The sequence below is a fragment of the Agromyces sp. MMS24-K17 genome (genome assembly GCF_043950245.1).
In the GTDB taxonomy this organism is placed as follows: Bacteria; Actinomycetota; Actinomycetes; order Actinomycetales; family Microbacteriaceae; genus Agromyces.
This window is the reverse complement of record NZ_CP171640.1, coordinates 4083449-4100792: the sequence shown is the minus strand read 5'-3', so window position 1 is coordinate 4100792 and position 17344 is coordinate 4083449. Positions and strand designations below refer to the sequence as shown.

23 protein-coding genes are annotated in these 17344 nt (G+C 72.8%); 17 read left to right on the top strand and 6 right to left on the bottom strand.

The genetic code is table 11. The features are described 5' to 3' along the window. The first annotated feature begins 21 nt into the window (after positions 1-21). Positions 22-1026, top strand: a complete 1005-nt coding sequence (locus ACGGZK_RS18840) for an NAD(P)-dependent alcohol dehydrogenase (RefSeq protein WP_395244156.1) — start codon at positions 22-24, stop codon at positions 1024-1026. Between the two features lie 57 nt (positions 1027-1083). Further along, complete coding sequence (locus ACGGZK_RS18835; RefSeq protein ID WP_395244155.1) at positions 1084-1554, top strand: nitroreductase family deazaflavin-dependent oxidoreductase; 471 nt, start codon at positions 1084-1086, stop codon at positions 1552-1554. Here ACGGZK_RS18835 and ACGGZK_RS18830 read toward each other — a convergent pair. Further along, on the bottom strand, positions 1539-2246 hold the full coding sequence (locus ACGGZK_RS18830; RefSeq protein WP_395244154.1) for a CatA-like O-acetyltransferase: 708 nt from the start codon (positions 2244-2246) through the stop codon (positions 1539-1541). The genes ACGGZK_RS18835 and ACGGZK_RS18830 overlap by 16 nt on opposite strands. A 100-nt stretch (positions 2247-2346) precedes the next feature. On the opposite strand from ACGGZK_RS18830, the gene ACGGZK_RS18825 reads away from it, so the two are divergent. The 5 genes from ACGGZK_RS18825 (at position 2347) to ACGGZK_RS18805 (ending at position 7169) form a co-directional block, all read left to right on the top strand. Continuing rightward, positions 2347-3939, top strand: coding sequence for an ABC-F family ATP-binding cassette domain-containing protein (locus tag ACGGZK_RS18825; protein ID WP_395244153.1), 1593 nt, complete (start codon positions 2347-2349; stop codon positions 3937-3939). A 75-nt stretch (positions 3940-4014) separates the two neighbouring features. Next, positions 4015-4497 carry a dehydrogenase gene (locus tag ACGGZK_RS18820; protein ID WP_395244152.1) on the top strand — a complete coding sequence of 161 codons (483 nt, stop codon included), beginning with the start codon at positions 4015-4017 and terminating at the stop codon, positions 4495-4497. Positions 4498-4534: 37 nt separating this feature from the next. Further along, positions 4535-5596, top strand: a complete 1062-nt coding sequence (locus tag ACGGZK_RS18815) for a winged helix DNA-binding domain-containing protein (RefSeq protein ID WP_395244151.1) — start codon at positions 4535-4537, stop codon at positions 5594-5596. 98 nt (positions 5597-5694) lie between these two features. Beyond that, positions 5695-6291, top strand: a complete 597-nt coding sequence (locus ACGGZK_RS18810) for a carboxymuconolactone decarboxylase family protein (protein ID WP_395244150.1) — start codon at positions 5695-5697, stop codon at positions 6289-6291. Beyond that, the gene (locus ACGGZK_RS18805) at positions 6288-7169 is read left to right on the top strand and encodes an RNA polymerase sigma-70 factor (RefSeq protein WP_395244149.1); all 882 of its coding nucleotides are present in this window, start codon (positions 6288-6290) and stop codon (positions 7167-7169) included. Before ACGGZK_RS18810 ends, ACGGZK_RS18805 begins: the two co-directional genes overlap by 4 nt. 25 nt (positions 7170-7194) lie before the next feature. On the opposite strand, the gene ACGGZK_RS18800 is transcribed toward ACGGZK_RS18805, so the two are convergent. After that, positions 7195-7680, bottom strand: coding sequence for an ASCH domain-containing protein (locus ACGGZK_RS18800; protein WP_395244148.1), 486 nt, complete (start codon positions 7678-7680; stop codon positions 7195-7197). 109 nt (positions 7681-7789) lie between these two features. Between ACGGZK_RS18800 and ACGGZK_RS18795 the strand changes: the two genes are divergently transcribed. Then, positions 7790-8326, top strand: coding sequence for a dihydrofolate reductase family protein (locus ACGGZK_RS18795; RefSeq protein WP_395244147.1), 537 nt, complete (start codon positions 7790-7792; stop codon positions 8324-8326). Positions 8327-8395: 69 nt separating this feature from the next. Here the strand turns inward: ACGGZK_RS18795 and ACGGZK_RS18790 are convergent, their stop codons facing one another. Next, positions 8396-8809, bottom strand: coding sequence for a MarR family winged helix-turn-helix transcriptional regulator (locus ACGGZK_RS18790; RefSeq protein WP_395244146.1), 414 nt, complete (start codon positions 8807-8809; stop codon positions 8396-8398). A gap of 84 nt (positions 8810-8893) precedes the next feature. Here ACGGZK_RS18790 and ACGGZK_RS18785 point away from each other — a divergent pair, with 84 nt between their 5' ends. Then, a complete protein-coding gene (locus ACGGZK_RS18785) occupies positions 8894-9826 on the top strand; it encodes a zinc-binding dehydrogenase (protein ID WP_395244145.1) in 933 nt (310 codons plus the stop codon). A 46-nt stretch (positions 9827-9872) separates the two neighbouring features. On the opposite strand, the gene ACGGZK_RS18780 is transcribed toward ACGGZK_RS18785, so the two are convergent. Beyond that, positions 9873-10313, bottom strand: coding sequence for a VOC family protein (locus tag ACGGZK_RS18780; protein ID WP_395244144.1), 441 nt, complete (start codon positions 10311-10313; stop codon positions 9873-9875). A gap of 114 nt (positions 10314-10427) precedes the next feature. On the opposite strand from ACGGZK_RS18780, the gene ACGGZK_RS18775 reads away from it, so the two are divergent. The 7 genes from ACGGZK_RS18775 (at position 10428) to ACGGZK_RS18745 (ending at position 14732) form a co-directional block, all read left to right on the top strand. Continuing rightward, entirely contained in the window at positions 10428-11816 is a 1389-nt protein-coding gene (locus ACGGZK_RS18775; RefSeq protein ID WP_395244143.1) for a DUF222 domain-containing protein, read from the top strand. A gap of 73 nt (positions 11817-11889) precedes the next feature. Then, positions 11890-12468, top strand: coding sequence for a helix-turn-helix domain-containing protein (locus tag ACGGZK_RS18770; protein WP_395244142.1), 579 nt, complete (start codon positions 11890-11892; stop codon positions 12466-12468). Between the two features lie 178 nt (positions 12469-12646). Further along, complete coding sequence (locus ACGGZK_RS18765; RefSeq protein WP_395244141.1) at positions 12647-12862, top strand: hypothetical protein; 216 nt, start codon at positions 12647-12649, stop codon at positions 12860-12862. 73 nt (positions 12863-12935) lie between these two features. Further along, positions 12936-13358: a nitroreductase family deazaflavin-dependent oxidoreductase gene (locus ACGGZK_RS18760; protein WP_395244140.1), complete on the top strand. Its 423-nt coding sequence runs from the start codon at positions 12936-12938 to the stop codon at positions 13356-13358. Next, entirely contained in the window at positions 13345-14025 is a 681-nt protein-coding gene (locus ACGGZK_RS18755) for an SGNH/GDSL hydrolase family protein (RefSeq protein ID WP_395244139.1), read from the top strand. Before ACGGZK_RS18760 ends, ACGGZK_RS18755 begins: the two co-directional genes overlap by 14 nt. Before the next feature lie 36 nt (positions 14026-14061). Then, positions 14062-14304, top strand: a complete 243-nt coding sequence (locus ACGGZK_RS18750) for a zinc-ribbon domain-containing protein (protein WP_395244138.1) — start codon at positions 14062-14064, stop codon at positions 14302-14304. A 77-nt stretch (positions 14305-14381) separates the two neighbouring features. Then, entirely contained in the window at positions 14382-14732 is a 351-nt protein-coding gene (locus tag ACGGZK_RS18745) for a metallopeptidase family protein (RefSeq protein WP_395244137.1), read from the top strand. A 33-nt stretch (positions 14733-14765) separates the two neighbouring features. Here ACGGZK_RS18745 and ACGGZK_RS18740 read toward each other — a convergent pair whose 3' ends face one another. Together ACGGZK_RS18740 and ACGGZK_RS18735 are read right to left on the bottom strand one after the other, a co-directional pair. Further along, entirely contained in the window at positions 14766-15923 is a 1158-nt protein-coding gene (locus tag ACGGZK_RS18740; RefSeq protein WP_395244136.1) for a low temperature requirement protein A, read from the bottom strand. An 80-nt stretch (positions 15924-16003) separates the two neighbouring features. Beyond that, the gene (locus tag ACGGZK_RS18735; protein ID WP_395244135.1) at positions 16004-16768 is read right to left on the bottom strand and encodes an SDR family NAD(P)-dependent oxidoreductase; all 765 of its coding nucleotides are present in this window, start codon (positions 16766-16768) and stop codon (positions 16004-16006) included. A gap of 125 nt (positions 16769-16893) precedes the next feature. Here ACGGZK_RS18735 and arr point away from each other — a divergent pair, with 125 nt between their 5' ends. After that, complete coding sequence (arr, locus tag ACGGZK_RS18730; RefSeq protein WP_395244134.1) at positions 16894-17322, top strand: NAD(+)--rifampin ADP-ribosyltransferase; 429 nt, start codon at positions 16894-16896, stop codon at positions 17320-17322. The last annotated feature ends 22 nt before the right edge of the window (positions 17323-17344 follow it).

Here is a 17344-nt window from a genome sequence, read left to right as displayed (position 1 = left end):
TACAACGTAAGGGAGCGAGCCATGACCGCCACCACCACCGCCACGACGATGCGGGCCGCCCGGGTCGACCGGTTCGGCCCGCCCGAGGTCGTGCACGTCGCCGACACGCCGAAGCCCGAACCCGGCCCGGGCGACCTGCTCGTGCGGGTGCGCGCCACGACCGTGAGCGTCGCCGACCAGCGCATCCGGTCGCGGCGCGTGCCGCGCGGCCTCGCGCTCGCGGTCTCGCCGACGATCGGCCTGTTCCGGCCGAGGCTGCACGTGCTCGGCATGGAGGCCGCGGGCGTCGTCGAGCAGGTCGGCGCGGCCGTCACCCGCTTCGCGCCCGGCGACGAGGTCATCGTCATGCGCGGCGCGAAGATGGGATGCCACGCCGAATTCACGACCGTCGCGGAGGACGGCGACGTCGCCAGGAAGCCCGCGAACCTCACCTTCGAGGAGGCCGCCGCGATCGTGTTCGGCGGGCACACCGCCCTGCGCTACCTCGACCGGGTGGCGATCGGGCCCGGCACCGAGGTGCTCGTCAACGGGGCATCCGGGGCGGTCGGATCCGCCGCGGTCCAGCTCGCCGCAAGCCGCGGCGCGCGGGTCACCGCGGTCACGAGCGGCCGCAACGCCGAGCTCGTGCGCTCGCTCGGCGCGGCCGAGGTCGTCGACTACACGCGAGCCGACTTCGCGACGGTGGCCGGCGGCCCGCGCTACGACGTGATCGTCGAGTGCGTCGGCAACGCGCCGTTCGGTCGCGTCGCCCACCTGCTGCGGCCCGGCGGGGCGCTCCTGCTCGTCATCGCCGACCTGTCGGGCATGCTCGCAGCCTCCCGACAGGCACGCCGCAGCGGCCTCGTCGTCGACCACCGCGGCGGGTCGATGGGCGCCGACGGGATGTCCCGCCTCACCTCGCTCGCCGAGGCCGGTGACCTGCGCCCCGTCATCGACCGCACCTACGACCTCGACCAGGTCGTCGAGGCGCACCGCTACGTCGACACCGGGCGCAAGCGCGGGAGCGTCGTGCTCAGGGTCGGCTGAGGCCGATCCGCGGGAGAATGGAGACAGATCGCCACCGTCCGCGAAGGAGGCGACGCCATGGCACTCGACACCCCCAACGGCACCCGCGGACCGAGACCACCCGGGTCGAGCCGCTTCGCCCGCTGGGCGAACCTGAAGAACGCCGAGCACATCCGCCGGAAGGGCTCCCGCAACGGACACGTCCTCGTGATCGTCACCGTCGGCCGGCGGACGGGCGAGGAGCGGATGACCCCCGTGCGCTCGTTCCCCGACCGGGGCGGCAGCCGGCTCGTCGTGGCATCCAACGGCGGCAGCGCCCGCAACCCGGGCTGGTACTTCAACCTCCAGGCACACCCCGAGCGGGCACGGATCGAGTTCGCCGGCCGGCGGATCGACGTCGTGCCGACCGAGCTGCACGGCGAGGAACGCGAGCACGCGTGGAAGCGGATCACCGCCGAGGCGCCCGCGTTCGCGAAGTACGAGCGGACGACCGACCGGCGCATCCCGGTGATCCGGCTGACGCCCAGGGAGGGTCAGGCCACCGGCTGACCGACCCGGCCCGACTCCATCCGGCCCGACTCCACCCAGCTCGGGTCCGCCACGAGCTCGCGGAGCTCGCCGATGAGCCGCGACGTGTGGAAGCCGTCGGCCGCCGCGTGGTGGACCTGCACCGCCAGCGGCAGGATCGTGCGACCGTCGCGCTCGAGGTACCGGCCGAGCGTGAAGATCGGCAGCAGGTGCCCCGTGCCGCCGTCGATCTGCAGCGTGAACCCGGTGAAGCCCGTCCACGGCAGGCTCGACACGTCGAACGCGTCGGGCGGCAGGTCGCCGTTCGGGAACATCGTCGTCGCGCCCGCCGCGGCGGCGAGCACCGGAGCGGCCGTGTCGTGGAACCGGGCGAAGTCCGGGTCCCACGGCACGTGCACCACCGAGAACGTCTCGCGCTCGGGGTTCAGCACCGTGAACGCCGGGTGCACGACCGGCCAGGTCGCCGGCGCGCCGTCGGCCGTCTCCGCCATGCGGAACTCGGGGTGGCGGTTCACCACGTTCGCGAGCGCCCAGATCTGCGCGACGTAGGTCTTGCGCGACGCCCGCCGCAGGGCGGCGACGAACTCGGTCACGTCGATCTCCACCGTGATGGCGTACGTGCAGGGCACCCGGTGCCGGTAGTACTCGAACGTCTCGCGGCGCGCCCAGGTGTCGAGGTCGATGGGCACGGGGCGGGCTTCGGGGGAGGACATCCGTCGAGTGTGGCATCCCGGCCGCGGGAGCCGCGGAGGATGGCCGGATATGATCGCCGCCGGGCCGGAATCCCCGCCCGTCTCGAACGCAAGGACCCCCGTGAGCCTGATCCGCCTGAACGACGTCGGCATCGAGTTCGAGGGGCGTCCGGTGCTGAAGGAGGCGTTCCTCAAGCTGAAGCAGGGCGACCGCGTCGGCTTGATCGGCAAGAACGGCACCGGCAAGTCGAGTCTGCTCGAGGTCGTGCTGGGCCGGCGCGAGCCGACGTCCGGCACCCGCGACGTCACGCTCGGCACCACGATCGGGTACTTCTCGCAGTTCTCCGAGCTCGACGGCGAGCAGAGCATCCAGCAGACGTTGAGCGCGCACTTCGCCGACGTGCACGAGACGCAGGCCCGCCTCGACGAGATCGGGCTCGCGTTCGCCGAGCCGATGGACGACGACGAGATGACCCGGCTCCTCGCCGAGCAGGGCGAGCTCCTCGAGCGCATGGACCACCTCGGCGGCTGGACCTACGAGACCACCATCGACACGGTGCTCACGCGGCTCGGCTTCGACGAGGAGCGACGGAACCTGCCGGTCGACCGGCTGTCGGGCGGATGGCGCAACCGGGCGGCCCTCGCCCTGCTCCTCGTGCAGGCGCCCGACGTGCTGCTGCTCGACGAGCCCACGAACTTCCTCGACCTCGACGGCGTGAAGTGGATCGAGAACTGGCTGTCGTCGTTCCCGGGCGCCGTGCTCGTGGTGTCGCACGACCGCCAGTTCCTCGACGGCGTCGTCGACCGCATCATCGAGATCGAGAACTACCGCCTCCAGGAGTACGAGGGCGACTACTCGGCGTACGTGCATGCGAAGCAGTCGCGGCTGAAGATGCTCGAGAAGCAGTTCGCCCACGAGGAGGAGCTGCTCGCCTACGAGCAGGCCGCGTCGGCCGCCCGCCGGGAGGCGGCCCGCAACCCCTCGAACGCGGTCGCGCGCCGGCTCGCCGACATCAAGAAGCGGCAGGCGCCGCGCCCCATCGACCAGATCATCACCGGCATCTACGACGGCCTGCGGGTGAGCAACGACCTGCTCACCGTGACCGGGCTCGCGAAGTCCTTCAACGGCGCGCCGCTGTTCGACGGGCTCTCGTTCGACCTCCAGCGAGGCGACCGCGTCGCGGTGCTCGGCTCGAACGGCTCGGGCAAGTCGACGCTGCTCGACGTGCTCACCGGGGTGACCGAGCCGTCGGCCGGCAGCGTGCGCTGGGCGAAGGGAGCCCGGTTCGTCTCGTACAACCAGGTCTATGCCGAGCTCGACCTCACCGACAGCGTCGGGCACGCGGTCAACGCCTACCCCGACTCGCTCGCGTTCACCGCGACGAAGAAGAGCGTGAACCGGTTCCTCGCGATGCTGCAGTTCTCCGAGGCCGACCTGCAGCAGAAGATCGGCACGCTCTCGGGCGGCCAGCGCGCGCGGGTCGCGATCGCCCAGTGCCTGCTCTCGGGGGCCGCGGTCATCGTGCTCGACGAGCCGACGAACCACCTCGACATCACGTCGACGCAGGTGATGGAGCGCGCGCTGACGCATTTCCCGGGCGCGGTGCTCGTGGTCAGCCACGACCGCTTCTTCGTCGACAAGCTCGCCGACCGGCTGCTCGTCTTCGAGGGCGGCGGGCGCGTCCGCGAGCAGGCGGCGACCGGCGCGCTCTGAGCGCCGCGCTCTGACCGGCGCCCGCTTCGCGCCGGCCTGCGCGAGAATGGGTGTCGACGTGAAGGGGCCGGGGACATGGGCGAGCTGAAGACCGATTCGACGACGGGCGCGACGGGGGCTGCGCCGGTGCCGGATGCCTCGCCGTCGGCGCACGTGCCCGGGCACCGCGCCATCGGCTGCCCCGAGTGCTTCGCCGAGCTCCAGCGCAACCACGACTGGTGGACGGCCCGGCCCGAGGGGTCCCGCCTCGTCGGGCTCGTCGTCGCCCGCCCCGACCTGCCGTCGGTGGTGGAGCAGCGCAACGACCTCGCCCGGTTCGGGGTCGCGATCCTCGACTTCAAGCACCCCGCGCCGGAACGGCCCGAGACGTGGGAGCAGCGGCTCGGCCGCCTGTTCGACACGCTCCAGGCCGGCGACGTGCTCGTCGTGTCGAGCGAGCGCACGCTCGGCCGCACGCCCGACGAGGTCGCCCGCACGATCCGGGCGCTCCGCCGGCACCAGCTCGTCGTGAAGGTGCTGAACCACGGCGCCCCGCACCTCGAGGACGCGCAGGGCTGATCGCCCCGCGGTCGGCGGGTCGCCCTACGCTGCAGGGGTGACCACCGATGATCGCGCGATCGCCCGATGGCGACTGCACTCGCAGGCCCTCGCCGCGCCCCTCGCCGACGCCGAGCAGGTGGTCCGCACGCTCGGCGCCGTGCAGGCCGAGAACCCGTCGCAGTCGGCGTGGGCGGTCGCGACCCGCACGGCCGCGCCCCGCCAGGAGGACCTCGCGGCGGCCCTCGCGAGCGGACGCGTCCTGCGCACGCACGTGCTCCGCCCGACCTGGCACTACGTGCACGCCGAGGACGCGGCCTGGCTGCTCGAACTCACCGCGCCGCGGGTGCTGCCGGTGTTCGACCAGCAGCTCGCCCCGCTCGACGACCGCCTCACGGCGATCGCCGACGCGGTCGACGACGCGCTCGGCGAGGCATCCGATCGCACCCGGGCCGACCTCGCCGCGGCCCTCGCCGACCGAGGCCACGACCTCACCGGCCAGCAGCTCATGCTCGTGCTCGGGCGCCTCGAGATGGAGCGCCGACTCTGCAGCGGTGCGCCGCGCGACGGGGAGCACACCTACGCCCGGTTCGCCGACCGGGTGCCCGCGCCACGCCGGCTCGACCGCGACGAGGCGCTCGCCGAGCTCGCCCGCCGGTACTTCACCTCGCACGGGCCCGCGACCGAGCGCGACCTCGCGTACTGGGCGACGCTCACCCTGACCGACGTGCGCCGCGGCCTCGCGGGGGCGGGCGACGCGCTCGCGTCGTTCGAGCACGACGACCGCACCTTCTGGCATGCGCCGGGGGAGGTGCCGGGCGACGCGTCGCCCCCGGGTCACCTCCTCCAGGTGCTCGACGAGATGTACCGCGGCTACCAGGACTCGCGGTGGGTGCTCGACGCCGACGGCCTCCTGCCGCGCGGTCGGGAGGCGGCGATCGGCATGGCCCTCGTCGACGGGCAACTCGTGGCGGGGATGAAGCGCACGATCGGGAAGCAGGCGGTGACGTTCGCGCTCACCCCGCACCGCGCGCTCACGACGGTCGAGACCCGCGCGATCGACGAGGCCGCGAGGCGGTACGCGGCATTCCTCGGGCTCGAGGCGCGCGTCACGAGCTGACGCGCCGGCGACGGGTTCGTCGACGGATGTCACACCCGACGCCCGGCCGGTGTCCCATGTTCGACGGGGCATCCGTCGACGACACCACAGGAGGAGACATGTCCACTGGAACCCGCGTTCCCCCGGCCGAGGTCACCGGCCTCTACGGATCGCTCGTGAAGGCCTTCGCCCGGAAGATGATGGGCAAGGTGCCCGACTCGGTCGGCGTGCTGTGGAACCACCCCGCCGTCATGAAGGACGCCATGGGCATCGGCCGGAAGGTCGAGCAGTGGCACGAGCTCGACCGCAGCCTCGCGACCTATGCCGTCATGGCGGCCGCCGCGACCGTCGGATGCAGCTTCTGCCTCGACTTCAACTACTTCATGTCGCGCGACCACGGCCTCGACGAGGCGAAGGTGCGCGAGGTGCCGCGCTGGCGCGAGGCATCCGTCTTCACCCCGCTCGAGCGGCGGGTGATGGAGTACGCGGAGGCCATGTGCCAGACGCCGCCGGCCGTCACCGACGAGCTGTCGGACGCGCTGCTCGCCGACCTCGGCCCGGCCGCGCTCGTCGAGCTCGCCGCCCGCGTCGCGTTCATGAACATGAGCGCGCGGATGAACGTGGCGCTCGGCATCCGCTCCGAGGAGTTCGCCGACGCGTGCGGCCTGCCGCCGCTGGCCGTGCGGAGCGCCGCCGCCGTAGGGTCGACCTCATGACCGACGACCCGTTCGTCACCCACCGGCGGCTGCTGTTCACCGTCGCGTACGAGCTGCTCGGCTCGGCGGCCGACGCCGAGGACGTGCTGCAGGAGTCGTGGCTGCGGTGGGCGGCCGTCGACCGGTCGTCGGTGCGCGAGCCACGGCCGTACCTCGTGCAGCTCGTCACCCGGCAGGCGCTCAACCAGCTGCGCACGATGTCGCGGCGACGCGAGGAGTACGTGGGGGAGTGGCTGCCCGAGCCGCTGCTCACGAGCCCCGACGTGGCCGACGACGTCGAGCTCGCCGACCACCTGTCGATCGCGATGCTCACCGTGCTCGAGACCCTCGGCCCCGCCGAGCGGGCCGTGTTCGTGCTGCGCGAGGTGTTCGACGTGCCGTACGACGAGATCGCCGAGGCGGTCGGCAAGACGCCGGCCGCCGTGCGGCAGATCGCCCACCGCGCGCGTTCGCACGTGGACGCCCGGCGTCCGCGCGTCGGCGCCGCGGTGTCATCGTCGGAGCACGCGCGGGCCGTCGAGCAGCTCGTGGTCGCGGTCAACACCGGCGACCTGCAGGGCCTCATGGACGTGCTCGCCCCCGACGTGGTGTCGGTCGCCGACGGCGGCGGCAAGGTCCGCGGCGCGGCCCGCCGCCCGATCATCGGCGCCGAGCGGATGGCTCGCTACCTGGTCGGCGGACTCGCGAAGCTCGATCGGCCGTACCTCGCGTCGATCGCGTGGGTGAACGGGCAGCCCGCGCTCCGGATGGAGGTCGACGGCGAGGTCGCCGGCATCGTGAGCGTCGAGGTCGAGGGCGGCCGCATCACCCGGATCTACTCGATCGCGAACCCCGACAAGCTCGGCTGGCTCGACGAGGAGGCGGCGCTCGCGCGGTGAGGCGGAGGCCTCGCCGGGCGGCGCGTCACTCCGCGCGCCAGGCGACCTCGAAGCGCTCGAGCACGATCTCGTGCTGCTCGGTCCACTCGAATCCGAGGCTGCGTGAGACGCGCTGCCAGAAGGCGCGATGGCCCTCGCGCCACGACGCGAGGCTGAGGTCGTCCTCGCCCTCGTCGCGCGCGAACGCCTCGTCGACCTCGTCGAAGGTCGCGAGGCGCAGCTCGGTGCTGCGCAGGATCACGCGGGGCCGCCCGGTCGAGTCGCACGCGATCCAGTGACTGCCGACGCGGGGCAGCGGCTGCCCCTCGGCCGCGAACTCCGCCGCGAGCGTCGCGGTCGCACGCTTCGCGCCCGCGAGCACGAGCCCGAGCAGCCCGTCGGTCAGTTCCGGGTGGTCGCCGAACCGTTCGACCGAGGGCGGTTCGGTGTCGGTCGCGCGCTCGGGATGGGCTGCGCGGTACGCCTCCCACAGCTCGGACGCGGCGGCGTGGTCGACGGGGGCGTTCTCCATGACGGCCAGTCTGGCAGCGCCGGGCGATCCGGCAAGCGGAGGCCGGGGCATCCGTATCGCCGATCCGCAACCCGGTGACATCCGCCCGCCTCCGGAGGATGCTGGGCGCATGGGAACCGTGACGATCTCCTTCGAAACGACGCTCGACGGGGTCTTCGACCAGATGGAGACCTGGTTCGACGAGGATGACCCGGGGCTGGTGCGGGCCTCCGATGAACTCGTGTTCGGTGCCGACGCGGTGCTGATCGGCCGCGAGAGTTACGAGTTCTTCCGCGAGTACTGGCCTGCCCAGACCGACGACCGCGGCTTCGCCGACCGGTACAACGCGCTGCCGAAGTTCGTGGCGTCACGCACCCTCAAGGGCCCGCTCGACTGGAACGCGACCCTCATCGAGGGCGACGTCGTCGAGGCCGTGCGCGAGCTCCGCGGCCGATACCGGTCGCTCATCTCGCACGGCTACGGCGAGCTCGCCGCGACGCTGGTGGATGCGGGGCTCGTCGACGAGGTGCACGTCGGCATCCACCCGTTCATCGTCGGCGACGCCGAGATCCGGCTGCGCTCGCCGCAACCCGTGGGGTTCCGGCTGCTGAGCGTGGAGGCGTACGAGTCGGGGGTGATCGCGGCGAAGTACGCGCCGGCGGGGTGAGCCGGCCGGCCGCGCCGCGGCTGGGGCGCCGCGTCGGCGGAGCCGCGGCGGAGTTGCCGTTCGCGCCGGTCAGGCGAGCATGCGCTCGAGGAGGGTCGCGAGCTCCCCGCGGTCGGCGGGCGACAGCCGGGCGACGAGTGGGTCCAGGGCGTCGGCGAACGCCGTCTCCGCCTCGCGCGCGAGCGCGCGCCCGGCGTCGGAGAGCGTCACCTCGATCGCGCGCCCATCCTCGCGGCTGCGCGTGCGGTGCACGATGCCGCGCTTCTCGGCGCGATCGATGAGTCCCGACAGGGTGGAGCGCTCGAGGCCGAGGTAGTCGGCCAGGTCGGCCATGCGCAGGGTGCGGTCGCGGAGGATGCCGAACACGCGCAGCTGCGTGAGCGAGAGGTCGTGCTCGGCGGCGACGCTCGTGAGCACGGCCGAGATGGTGAGCGTCGCCTGGCCGAGCGCGTCGACGAGGCGGGCGTCGGTCGATGCAGCCATGCGGCGGCCTCCTTGACTTGGTTCGTATTCCGAATCATACTGGGGCACGAAAGTAATTCGTAATACGAACTAAAGGAGGCCGCCATGCACGCTGCGCTCGTCACCTCGTTGGACGCCGCGCCCACCTACGCCGTCGTCCCCGATCCCGTCGCCGCCGACCCCGACGAACTCGTCGTCGAGGTGCTCGCCGCGGCCCTGCATCCGCTCGTCCGCTCGCGGGCCGCCGGCTCGCACTACACCAGCGGTGGCCGGCTGCCGCTCGTGCCCGGCATCGACGCCGTCGTCCGCGACGACCTCGGACACCTCCACTACGCGCTGCTCGACGACACCGAACTCGGCACGATGGCCGACCGCACCGTGATCGAGCGCCGCCGGAGCATCCCGCTGCCCGACGACGTCGACCCGGTCCGCGTCGCCGCCGCGCTCAACCCGGCGATGTCGTCGTGGGTGGCGCTCACGCACCGCATCGAGTTCGAACCCGGAGCCCGCGTGCTGGTCACCGGCGCCACCGGCAACTCGGGCCGCATGGCGGTGCAGATCGCCAAGCGGTTCGGCGCCTCGGAGGTCGTCGCCGCCGGGCGCGACACCGCGAAGCTCGCCGAACTGCCCGCACTCGGCGCCGACCGCACGATCACGCTCGACCGCCTCGCGGAGGCGAGCGAGGTCGACGTGGTGCTCGACTACCTGTGGGGCGAGCCCACCGCGACCGGCCTCGTCGACCTGCTCCGCCACCGGTCCGACCGGCGTGCGCCGCTCACCTGGGTGCAGATCGGGTCGGTCGCGGGAGCGAGCGCGCCGATCCCGTCGGCCGCCTTGCGCTCCGCCCGCCTGCAGCTCGTCGGCAGCGGCCTCGGCTCGGTCGGCGCCGACGAGTTCCGCGCCGAGCTCGGCCGGATCGTCGATGCCATCGTCGACGGGGCCGTCGACGTGCGGGCCCGCGCCGTGCCGCTCGCCGACGTCGAGGCGACTTGGACGAGCTCGCTCGGCGACGCCGAGCGCGTGGTGTTCGTGCCCTGAGCGTGGTGGGCGGCCGGCCCGGCCTACCTGCCGACCCGGTCCGACGTCAGCCGACCTGCTCCGCGAGGGCGACGATGATGCCCGCCGGCCCGCGGACGTAGCAGAGCCGGTAGACGTCCTCGTAGTTCGCGACGTCGCGCAGCGGCTCGGCGCCGTGCGGGCGCAGGCGCGCGAGGGTGGCGTCGAGGTCGTCGACGGCGAACATCACGCGGTGCAGGCCGAGCGTGTTCGGCGGCGGTACCGCGGGCGACGGGGCGGATGCCTCGGGCGAGAGGTACGTCGTCAGCTCGAGCCGGCCGTGGCCGTCGGGCGTGCGCATCATCGCGATCTCACTGCGGATGCCGTCGAGCCCGACGGTCTGGTCGGCGAAGTCGCCATCGATGAACGCGCGATCCTCGAACTCGAGGCCGAGGTCGGTGAAGAAGGCGATCGCCGCGTCGAGGTCGTCGACGACGATGGCGACGTTGTCCAGGCGCTGAACGGTCATGCGGGGGAGCCTAGTGCGGGGCTCGGACGGCGCGGGGTTGCTGGCGGGTATTTGTCGTCTGACCTGCGGTTCATGGGGGCTTCGAATGTCGGTGGGTGGTGGTGGAATCGACGTATGACGCCCCCGCCGACCGCCCCCATCGCGTGGTCGGCCGGGGTCGACCTCGACGCGGCGCTCGACCAGGCGCTCGCCGCCGACCTCGACGCGATCACGGCGTTGGAGCGGGGCATCCGCAGCGCCCAGGCCGAGCAGTTGCGGCTCGTCGCCCGCGCCCGGGAGCGCGCCGAACTGCTCGAGGGCGTCCACGACGGCAGTTCGACGACCGAGCGCGAGCTCGCGACCCGCGCCTTCGTCGCGGAGCTCGCGACGACGCTGGTCGTCCACGAGGTGCGGGCCTCGGCGATGGTCGGCGAAGCGGCCCGGCTCGCCGAACTGCCGGCGACCGCGGCGGCCTTCGCGGCCGGCGACCTCGGGCTCGCGCAGGTCCGCACGATCTTGGAGGTCACGACCGGCGCCTCGCCCGAGGTCACCGCGCGCATCGAGCGCGAGGCGATCGACCGGGCGGCGCACCAGACGAACGCGTCGCTCCGGCGCAGCCTGCGCCGCCTGCGCGAGCGCCTCGAACCGGTGCCGCTCGTCGAGCGCCGCGAGGCCGCCGCGAACGAGCGCCGAGTGTGCGTCGAGCCCGCGCCCGACGGCATGGCCTGGTTCGGCATCCTCATGGAGGCCGAACGGGCGATCGCCGTGCAGGCGCGCCTCGACGCGATCATCGCGCGCGCGGAGGGCGAGGCATCCGACCTCGCCGCGGCCCGGGCCGGCGGCACCGACCAGCGCAGCTGTGACCCGCGCACCCGCGACCAGCGGCGCGCCGACCTCGCCGGCGACCTGCTGCTCGCAGGCACGCTCGCGGCGGGCGGCTTCGCAGCCCTGACCGCGACGGGCGTGGTCGCGCCGCGCATCCTCGTGACCGTGCCGGTGCTGAGCCTGCTCGGCGCGACCGACGAGCCCGCCGAACTCGACGGCTACGGACCGATCGACGCCGAGACCGCTCGACGGCTCGCGGCGCACGCGCCGAGCTTCCAGCGCATCCTCACCCACCCCGAGACGGGCGCGTTCCTCTCCTACGGGCGCACGACGTACCGGGTGCCGGCCGACCTCGCCGGCTACCTGCAGGTGCGCGACGGCGGGTGCCGGTTCCCCGGCTGCGGCCGTCGCGCCCGCGACACCGACCTCGACCACACCCGCGACTGGGCCCACGGCGGCGACACCTCGCACGAGAACCTCGCTTGCCTCTGTCGCAAGCACCACCGACTCAAGCACCGATCCCGCTGGCGGATGACGCAGGAGCCAGGCGGCGTCATCCGTTGGACCTCACCCGCCGGCCACGTCCTCCGTACCCACCCGCAGCGGCCGTTCCTCGCGGTGCCCGCGAACGCCGGGTGTCGAACGGATGGAACGGTCGGTGGCGCGTCGACGGCGGATGCTCCGCCGTGGGCGGCCTGAACGCTGGGCATTGGGTTGCAGGCTCCGCTATGATTCGGTATACCGATTCATGGGAAGACGAGAGGGGGCGACAATGAGCGACATCGCCACCCTGGTCCGCTCTGCGCGTCGCGCTCGCAACCTCACCCAGCGCGAGCTCGCGCGACGGTCCGGGCTGTCCCAGAGTCGAGTCGCGCTCGCCGAGCGGAACCAGGAAGTCCCGCGATTCGATACGGCGCAACGGCTGTTGGCGGCGACCGGCCACCGGCTGTACGCGGCGCCGACCACCCGCGACGACGTCGCAACGATCGCGGCGGAGATCCGTGATGCACTCGGGCGCGATCGACGACAGCTCGCGTTCCGCTACTTCATCCAGATGAACGACAATCTCGTCGGCGAGCGAGGACTCCTGCGCGGCGTCCTCGCCGTCACCGCGCCCGAGTCGACCGGGTCGAGAACCTGGGATGCTGCGATCGCCGCACTCGTGGCGTATCGGCTCAACGAACAGCGTGTGCCGCTTCCCGACTGGGTTGGAGAGCCGACTCGGCGCCTCGAGCGTGCGCGGCTGCTCCGGATCGACGATGCCGACCCGGTGCCGTCGCCGGAGGACGTGCCCGCGGAATTCCTCGACCACGGCGTGCTGGTCTGGCGTGACTCGCTGGAGAGCGTGTGATCCTCTTCGAACGAGACGACCTGATCCACGGCTTGCGGGAGCTGGTCGCGGAACTGCACGCAGCCGGAGAACCCACCGGCATCCGCGTGGTGGGTGGGGTCGCGAGATCCGCTGGGAAGCGATCCACGTCGACGAGCTCGTCACGATCGAGGTCGCGCCGGTCGACGCGCTGCTTGCCATGAAGCTCAAGGCCAGCAGGCCGGGCCGCGACACCGATGACATCCGCCAGTTGCTCGCCCTGTGCGGCATCGAGTCGGTCGACGCAGCCGATGAGCTCTTCGGCGAGTTCTTCCCAGGCGACTCCCTCACCGATCGGGCCTACGCGATGGTCGAGCGCATCCTCGCCGAGGGGCCCCTCTCCGTGCCGCAGGCGCCGCCCCCGATCGAGCTCTGACCGAGCTCGACTCAAGCTCGACCGAAGCCGCCGCCCTCTGGCGCCCACGCCCCACGAGCGCGAGGCTGGAGGCATGACCTCCGCGGATGCCCCGCGCCCGCCGCGCCGGGCCGCCCGGGCGACCGAGCCCGTGGCCCGGGCGCTCGCGGGCCGGCGGTGGTTCCCGCTGTGGGCGGTCATCCACCACCGCGGTCGCAAGAGCGGCACCGAGTACGCGACGCCGATCGCGGTCGTGCCGACGACCTCGCGCGAGGTCATCCTGATCGGCCTGCCGTGGGGTGCGCACACGAACTGGGCGCGCAACGTCGTCGCTGCCGGAGGCGCCACGCTGACGTGGAAGGGCCGCGAGCACCGGGCGGGGCATCCGCGCATCATCGACGGCGGCGAGGCGGCCGCGCTCGCGCAGGCGCCGTTCCGCGGGGTCGTGCGCCGGTTCCCCGCGGCGATCGTGCTGTCGCGTGAGCCGGGTGAGCAGGTCGCGGATGCCCCGGCCTGAGTATCGCGGCGGGGGCGTCGGCCTGGGCATCCGCACCCTCGCGCTCGCCGCGGTCGCAGCCGCACTGCTGGTCGGATGCTCCGCGCCGGGCGGCACCGTCGAGCCCGAGCCATCCGCCGAGGCCCGGGGCATCCGCTTCGCCGCCGTGGGCGACTCGATCACCGCGGCCGACAGTGCCGACTTCGCGGCCGGTGACCTCGGCGCCGCGTCGTGGGCGACCTACGCCGTCGCCGACGGCTTCACCTTCGGGGGCGGCTGGGCCGAGTGGGGCGCGACGACCGCGCGCATGGCCGACTCGGTCAGGCCCTACGGCGCCGACGTGCTCGTGCTGCTCGCGGGCACGAACGACGTCGCGTTCGCCGTGCCGTTCGCCGACACGGCGGCGAACCTCGACCGCATCGTCGACCGCGCCGGCATCGACGACGTGCTGGTCGTCTCCATCCCGCCGATGGACGCGCTCCCCGCCGGTGCCGACGAGCACAACGACCGGCTCGCCGACCTCGCTGATGACCGCGGTTGGCGGTTCGTCGACGCCTCGGCCGGGCTCCGCACCTCCGACGGGCGGTTCCGCGACGGCCTGTCATCCGACGGGCTGCACCCGACGGAGGCGGGCGCCGCCGTGCTGGGTGCGGCGATCGCGGCGGAGCTCGGTCGACCTCGCGAGTAGGGCGCGCACGCGGCATCGCGGACGTACCATCGGCACATGTTCCTCTTCATCGGGGTGTTCCCGCGCGAGCGGGAGTTGGCGGTGGTGCGGTTCCACTGCGATCACTGCCACGAGGAGGCGGCGCAGCACGTCATCGAACTGGGCAGTCGGCTGTGGCTGTTCTTCCTCCCGCTGTTCACGTTCTCGCGCACGTACGCCGTCACCTGCGAGCACTGCGGCTGGGTCACCGCGGTCAGCCGCGAGTTCGCGCGCCGCGTGGCCGACCGCGCGCACGCCTGAACCCGGGCAGCCTGAACCCGGGCAACCTGAACCGGCAGCCTGGACCGCGCCGGCCGAACCGCGCGCACAATGGGGAGATGGTCGAGATCTCCGACGACGACTTCGAGCGGCTCGTCGCCGACGAGTTCGACGCGCTGCCCGACGACATGGTGCGCGGCGTCGAGAACGTCGCCATCCTGATCGCGAACCAGCCGCCCGGGGAGCGTCCGCGGCTGTTCGGCCTGTACAGCGGGCGGCCGCTGAAGACGCGCGGCGTGTACGGCTACGGCGAACTGCCCGACCGCATCACGCTGTTCAAGAACAACCTCCAGGAGCACAGCGCCGACCTCGACGCGTTGCGCACCCGGGTGCGGATCACGCTGGTGCACGAGATCGGGCACTACTTCGGGCTCGACGACGCGCGCCTCCGCGAGCTCGGCTGGGCGTAGCGAGGCATCCGCCCGCCCTCGCTGCGCGCCGCGTCACGCGGCGTCGGCGCGCACCCGGCGCCGGTTGGTCACCTCGGATGTCCCGACGATGATGGCGAGCACGACGACGGCGGCGCCGATCGCGAGCGCCGCGTCGACGACCGACGCCGCGAGCCCGAGGGCGATGGTCAGCACCAGCGCCGGGATCGCCCAGCGCAGCACGTCGCGGAGCGGCCTGCCGAAACGCAGCGAGATGGTCGCGTTCGTCGCGTAGAAGATCGCGATGCCCCCGCAGAGGGCGATGGCGGATGCCTCGGGCAGGGGCTCGTCGGGATGCCGGATCGCGGCGTCGAGCGCGCCCGAGATGGCGGTGACGCCCACCACGATGAGGAACGGAAGGAACGCGACGGTGTCGCGGATCGCCCGGTAGTCGCCGACCTCGCGCAGGTGCTCGAGCCCGACGCGCATCGCGTCGGTGCCGTACAGGAAGAACGACCAGGCGAGCAGCGAGATCACGGCGAGGCCGAACAGCGCGACGATCCCGGACGGCAGGCCCCAGTGCCCGTCGAGCGAGCCGACGATGGTGAGCACCGATTCGCCGAGCACGATGACGACGAGCAGCCCGAACCGCTCCGACAGGTGCTCGGTGTTCATGCGCGGCAGCACGCGGGCCGCCCACCGGCTGGTGGTGGCGACGAGCAGCGTCACCTCGACCACGATGCTGACGCCCCACAGCACGAACATCCACGGGCTCGGCAGCCAGATCGAGACGAACCAGAGCACCGCCGTCGCGCCGTTGTAGACGAGCAGTCGGGTGCGCGACGCGGCGCCGACGCTCCAGGACTGCGCGATCCAGAGGCCGAGCAGCACGAGGCGCAGCGCCGCGTTCCCGGCGGCGAACAACCAGGCTCGCTCGCCGGTGGCCTCCGGCGCGGCGACCGCGATGGCCCCGACCGCGACCATCGCGGCGAGCATCACGAGCGAGAGCTGCCGCCGCGTGAGCGACGGCATCACGTTGACCGTGAACGTCAGGTTCACCCACGACCACCACACCGATGCGAACAGCGCGGTGAACACCAGGAGCCCGCCGATCGACGGGTGGTCGTGCAACGGGTGCGCGAGCTGCCCGACGAGCGCGACGAAGATGAGGTCGAAGAACAGCTCCATCCAGTGCGCCCGCGACGGATCGCGGTCGGCGACCTGCTCGGCCATCGGAACCCCCTCGTCCGGCGGACGCCGCTCACGCTACGCCGGGCGGTTGTCGGGCGGAAGTGCCGCGGCGGGGCATCCGTTCACCGCACCTGGTCGGTGGGTCGCACGAGGATCTCGTTGACCGACACGTGCTCGGGCTGGCTGAGCGCGTAGACGATCGCCGCGGCGATGTCGTCGGGCTGGAGGGTGCGCATCGACGAGGCGATCTCAGCGGCCGCCGCCTGCATCGTCGGGTCGGTGATGTGGCTCGTGAGTTCGGTGTCGACGAACCCCGGCTGGATGGAGATCACCCGCACGCCGCGCGCGGTGACCTCCTGGCGCAGCGACTCGGTGAAGGCGCCGATGCCGAACTTCGTCGCGGCATAGACGCCGCTGCCGAGCGAGGCCGACCGTGCCGCCGTCGACGAAACCTGCACGATCGACCCCTTCGACGCGAGCAGGTGCGGCAACGCGGCGTGCACGGCGTACATCGAGCCGAGCAGGTTGGTGTCGACCATGCGCTGCCACTCGCGCACGTCGGCGCCGAGGATGAGTCCGCTCTGCATGAGTCCGGCGTTGTTCACGAGGGCATCGAGCCGGCCGAACCGGCCGAGGGTCGCGGCGACGGCGCGCTCGACCGAAGCGGGGTCGGTCACGTCGAGCGCCAGCGCCACGATCTCGCCGGGAGCCTGCGCCTGCTCCACCTCGGCGACGAGGGAGTCGAGCCGGTCGGTGCGGCGCGCGCCGACGGCGACGCGCGCGCCCGCGGCCGACAGGGCCAGCGCGGTCGCGCGGCCGATGCCCGACGACGCCCCGGTCACGAGCACGACGTGGCCCTCGAGCGGGCGGCGGGTGTCGGAGTCCATGGTGATCCCTTCCGGCGGGCCGTGCAGCCCGCGACACCAGCACAGACCGGATGTCCCGGACTCCTGTGACGGATGCCCCGGGCCGCGTCGCACCGGGTCGCCGCCGGTGGAGTAGGGTCCCTGCCATGACCGGCGCGCCGATTCCGTTCGAGGTCCACGAGTCGGGTGCGTACCTGCACGGCACGAAGGCCGACCTCCGGGTGGGCGACCTGCTGGAGGCTCGGCGCCCGTCGAACTACCGGAGCGGGCTCGCGATGCGGCACGTCTACGTGACGCAGACGCTCGACGCGGCCGCGTGGGGCGCGGAGCTCGCGGCGGGGGATGGCCCGGGCCGCATCTACCTCGTCGAGCCGACGGGCGACCTCGAGGACGACCCGAACGTGACCGACAAGAAGTTCCCCGGCAACCCGACGCGGTCGTACCGCACGACCGAGCCGGTCCGGGTGGTCGGCGAGCTCCTCGACTGGGTCGGGCACTCGCCGGAGCAGGTGCAGCAGATGCGCGACGGGCTCGCCGCGCTCGTCGACCAGGGACTCGACGTCATCGAGGACTGAGCCGGGCTCCTCGATCGGCGAA

What these genes read in the sequence shown, in the direction of transcription:
- ACGGZK_RS18750 (WP_395244138.1), top strand. Translation starts at nt 14,062, where the DNA reads ATGTTCCTCTTCATCGGGGTGTTCCCGCGCGAGCGGGAGTTGGCGGTG.
- ACGGZK_RS18765 (WP_395244141.1), top strand. Translation starts at nt 12,647, where the DNA reads ATGAAGCTCAAGGCCAGCAGGCCGGGCCGCGACACCGATGACATCCGC.
- ACGGZK_RS18820 (WP_395244152.1), top strand. Translation starts at nt 4,015, where the DNA reads ATGGGCGAGCTGAAGACCGATTCGACGACGGGCGCGACGGGGGCTGCG.
- ACGGZK_RS18740 (WP_395244136.1), bottom strand. Translation starts at nt 15,923, where the DNA reads ATGGCCGAGCAGGTCGCCGACCGCGATCCGTCGCGGGCGCACTGGATG.
- ACGGZK_RS18775 (WP_395244143.1), top strand. Translation starts at nt 10,428, where the DNA reads ATGACGCCCCCGCCGACCGCCCCCATCGCGTGGTCGGCCGGGGTCGAC.
- ACGGZK_RS18785 (WP_395244145.1), top strand. Translation starts at nt 8,894, where the DNA reads ATGCACGCTGCGCTCGTCACCTCGTTGGACGCCGCGCCCACCTACGCC.
- ACGGZK_RS18840 (WP_395244156.1), top strand. Translation starts at nt 22, where the DNA reads ATGACCGCCACCACCACCGCCACGACGATGCGGGCCGCCCGGGTCGAC.
- ACGGZK_RS18790 (WP_395244146.1), bottom strand. Translation starts at nt 8,809, where the DNA reads ATGGCTGCATCGACCGACGCCCGCCTCGTCGACGCGCTCGGCCAGGCG.
- ACGGZK_RS18805 (WP_395244149.1), top strand. Translation starts at nt 6,288, where the DNA reads ATGACCGACGACCCGTTCGTCACCCACCGGCGGCTGCTGTTCACCGTC.
- ACGGZK_RS18795 (WP_395244147.1), top strand. Translation starts at nt 7,790, where the DNA reads ATGGGAACCGTGACGATCTCCTTCGAAACGACGCTCGACGGGGTCTTC.
- ACGGZK_RS18760 (WP_395244140.1), top strand. Translation starts at nt 12,936, where the DNA reads ATGACCTCCGCGGATGCCCCGCGCCCGCCGCGCCGGGCCGCCCGGGCG.
- ACGGZK_RS18800 (WP_395244148.1), bottom strand. Translation starts at nt 7,680, where the DNA reads ATGGAGAACGCCCCCGTCGACCACGCCGCCGCGTCCGAGCTGTGGGAG.
- ACGGZK_RS18810 (WP_395244150.1), top strand. Translation starts at nt 5,695, where the DNA reads ATGTCCACTGGAACCCGCGTTCCCCCGGCCGAGGTCACCGGCCTCTAC.
- ACGGZK_RS18830 (WP_395244154.1), bottom strand. Translation starts at nt 2,246, where the DNA reads ATGTCCTCCCCCGAAGCCCGCCCCGTGCCCATCGACCTCGACACCTGG.
- ACGGZK_RS18735 (WP_395244135.1), bottom strand. Translation starts at nt 16,768, where the DNA reads ATGGACTCCGACACCCGCCGCCCGCTCGAGGGCCACGTCGTGCTCGTG.
- ACGGZK_RS18780 (WP_395244144.1), bottom strand. Translation starts at nt 10,313, where the DNA reads ATGACCGTTCAGCGCCTGGACAACGTCGCCATCGTCGTCGACGACCTC.
- ACGGZK_RS18770 (WP_395244142.1), top strand. Translation starts at nt 11,890, where the DNA reads ATGAGCGACATCGCCACCCTGGTCCGCTCTGCGCGTCGCGCTCGCAAC.
- ACGGZK_RS18835 (WP_395244155.1), top strand. Translation starts at nt 1,084, where the DNA reads ATGGCACTCGACACCCCCAACGGCACCCGCGGACCGAGACCACCCGGG.
- ACGGZK_RS18745 (WP_395244137.1), top strand. Translation starts at nt 14,382, where the DNA reads ATGGTCGAGATCTCCGACGACGACTTCGAGCGGCTCGTCGCCGACGAG.
- arr (WP_395244134.1), top strand. Translation starts at nt 16,894, where the DNA reads ATGACCGGCGCGCCGATTCCGTTCGAGGTCCACGAGTCGGGTGCGTAC.
- ACGGZK_RS18755 (WP_395244139.1), top strand. Translation starts at nt 13,345, where the DNA reads ATGCCCCGGCCTGAGTATCGCGGCGGGGGCGTCGGCCTGGGCATCCGC.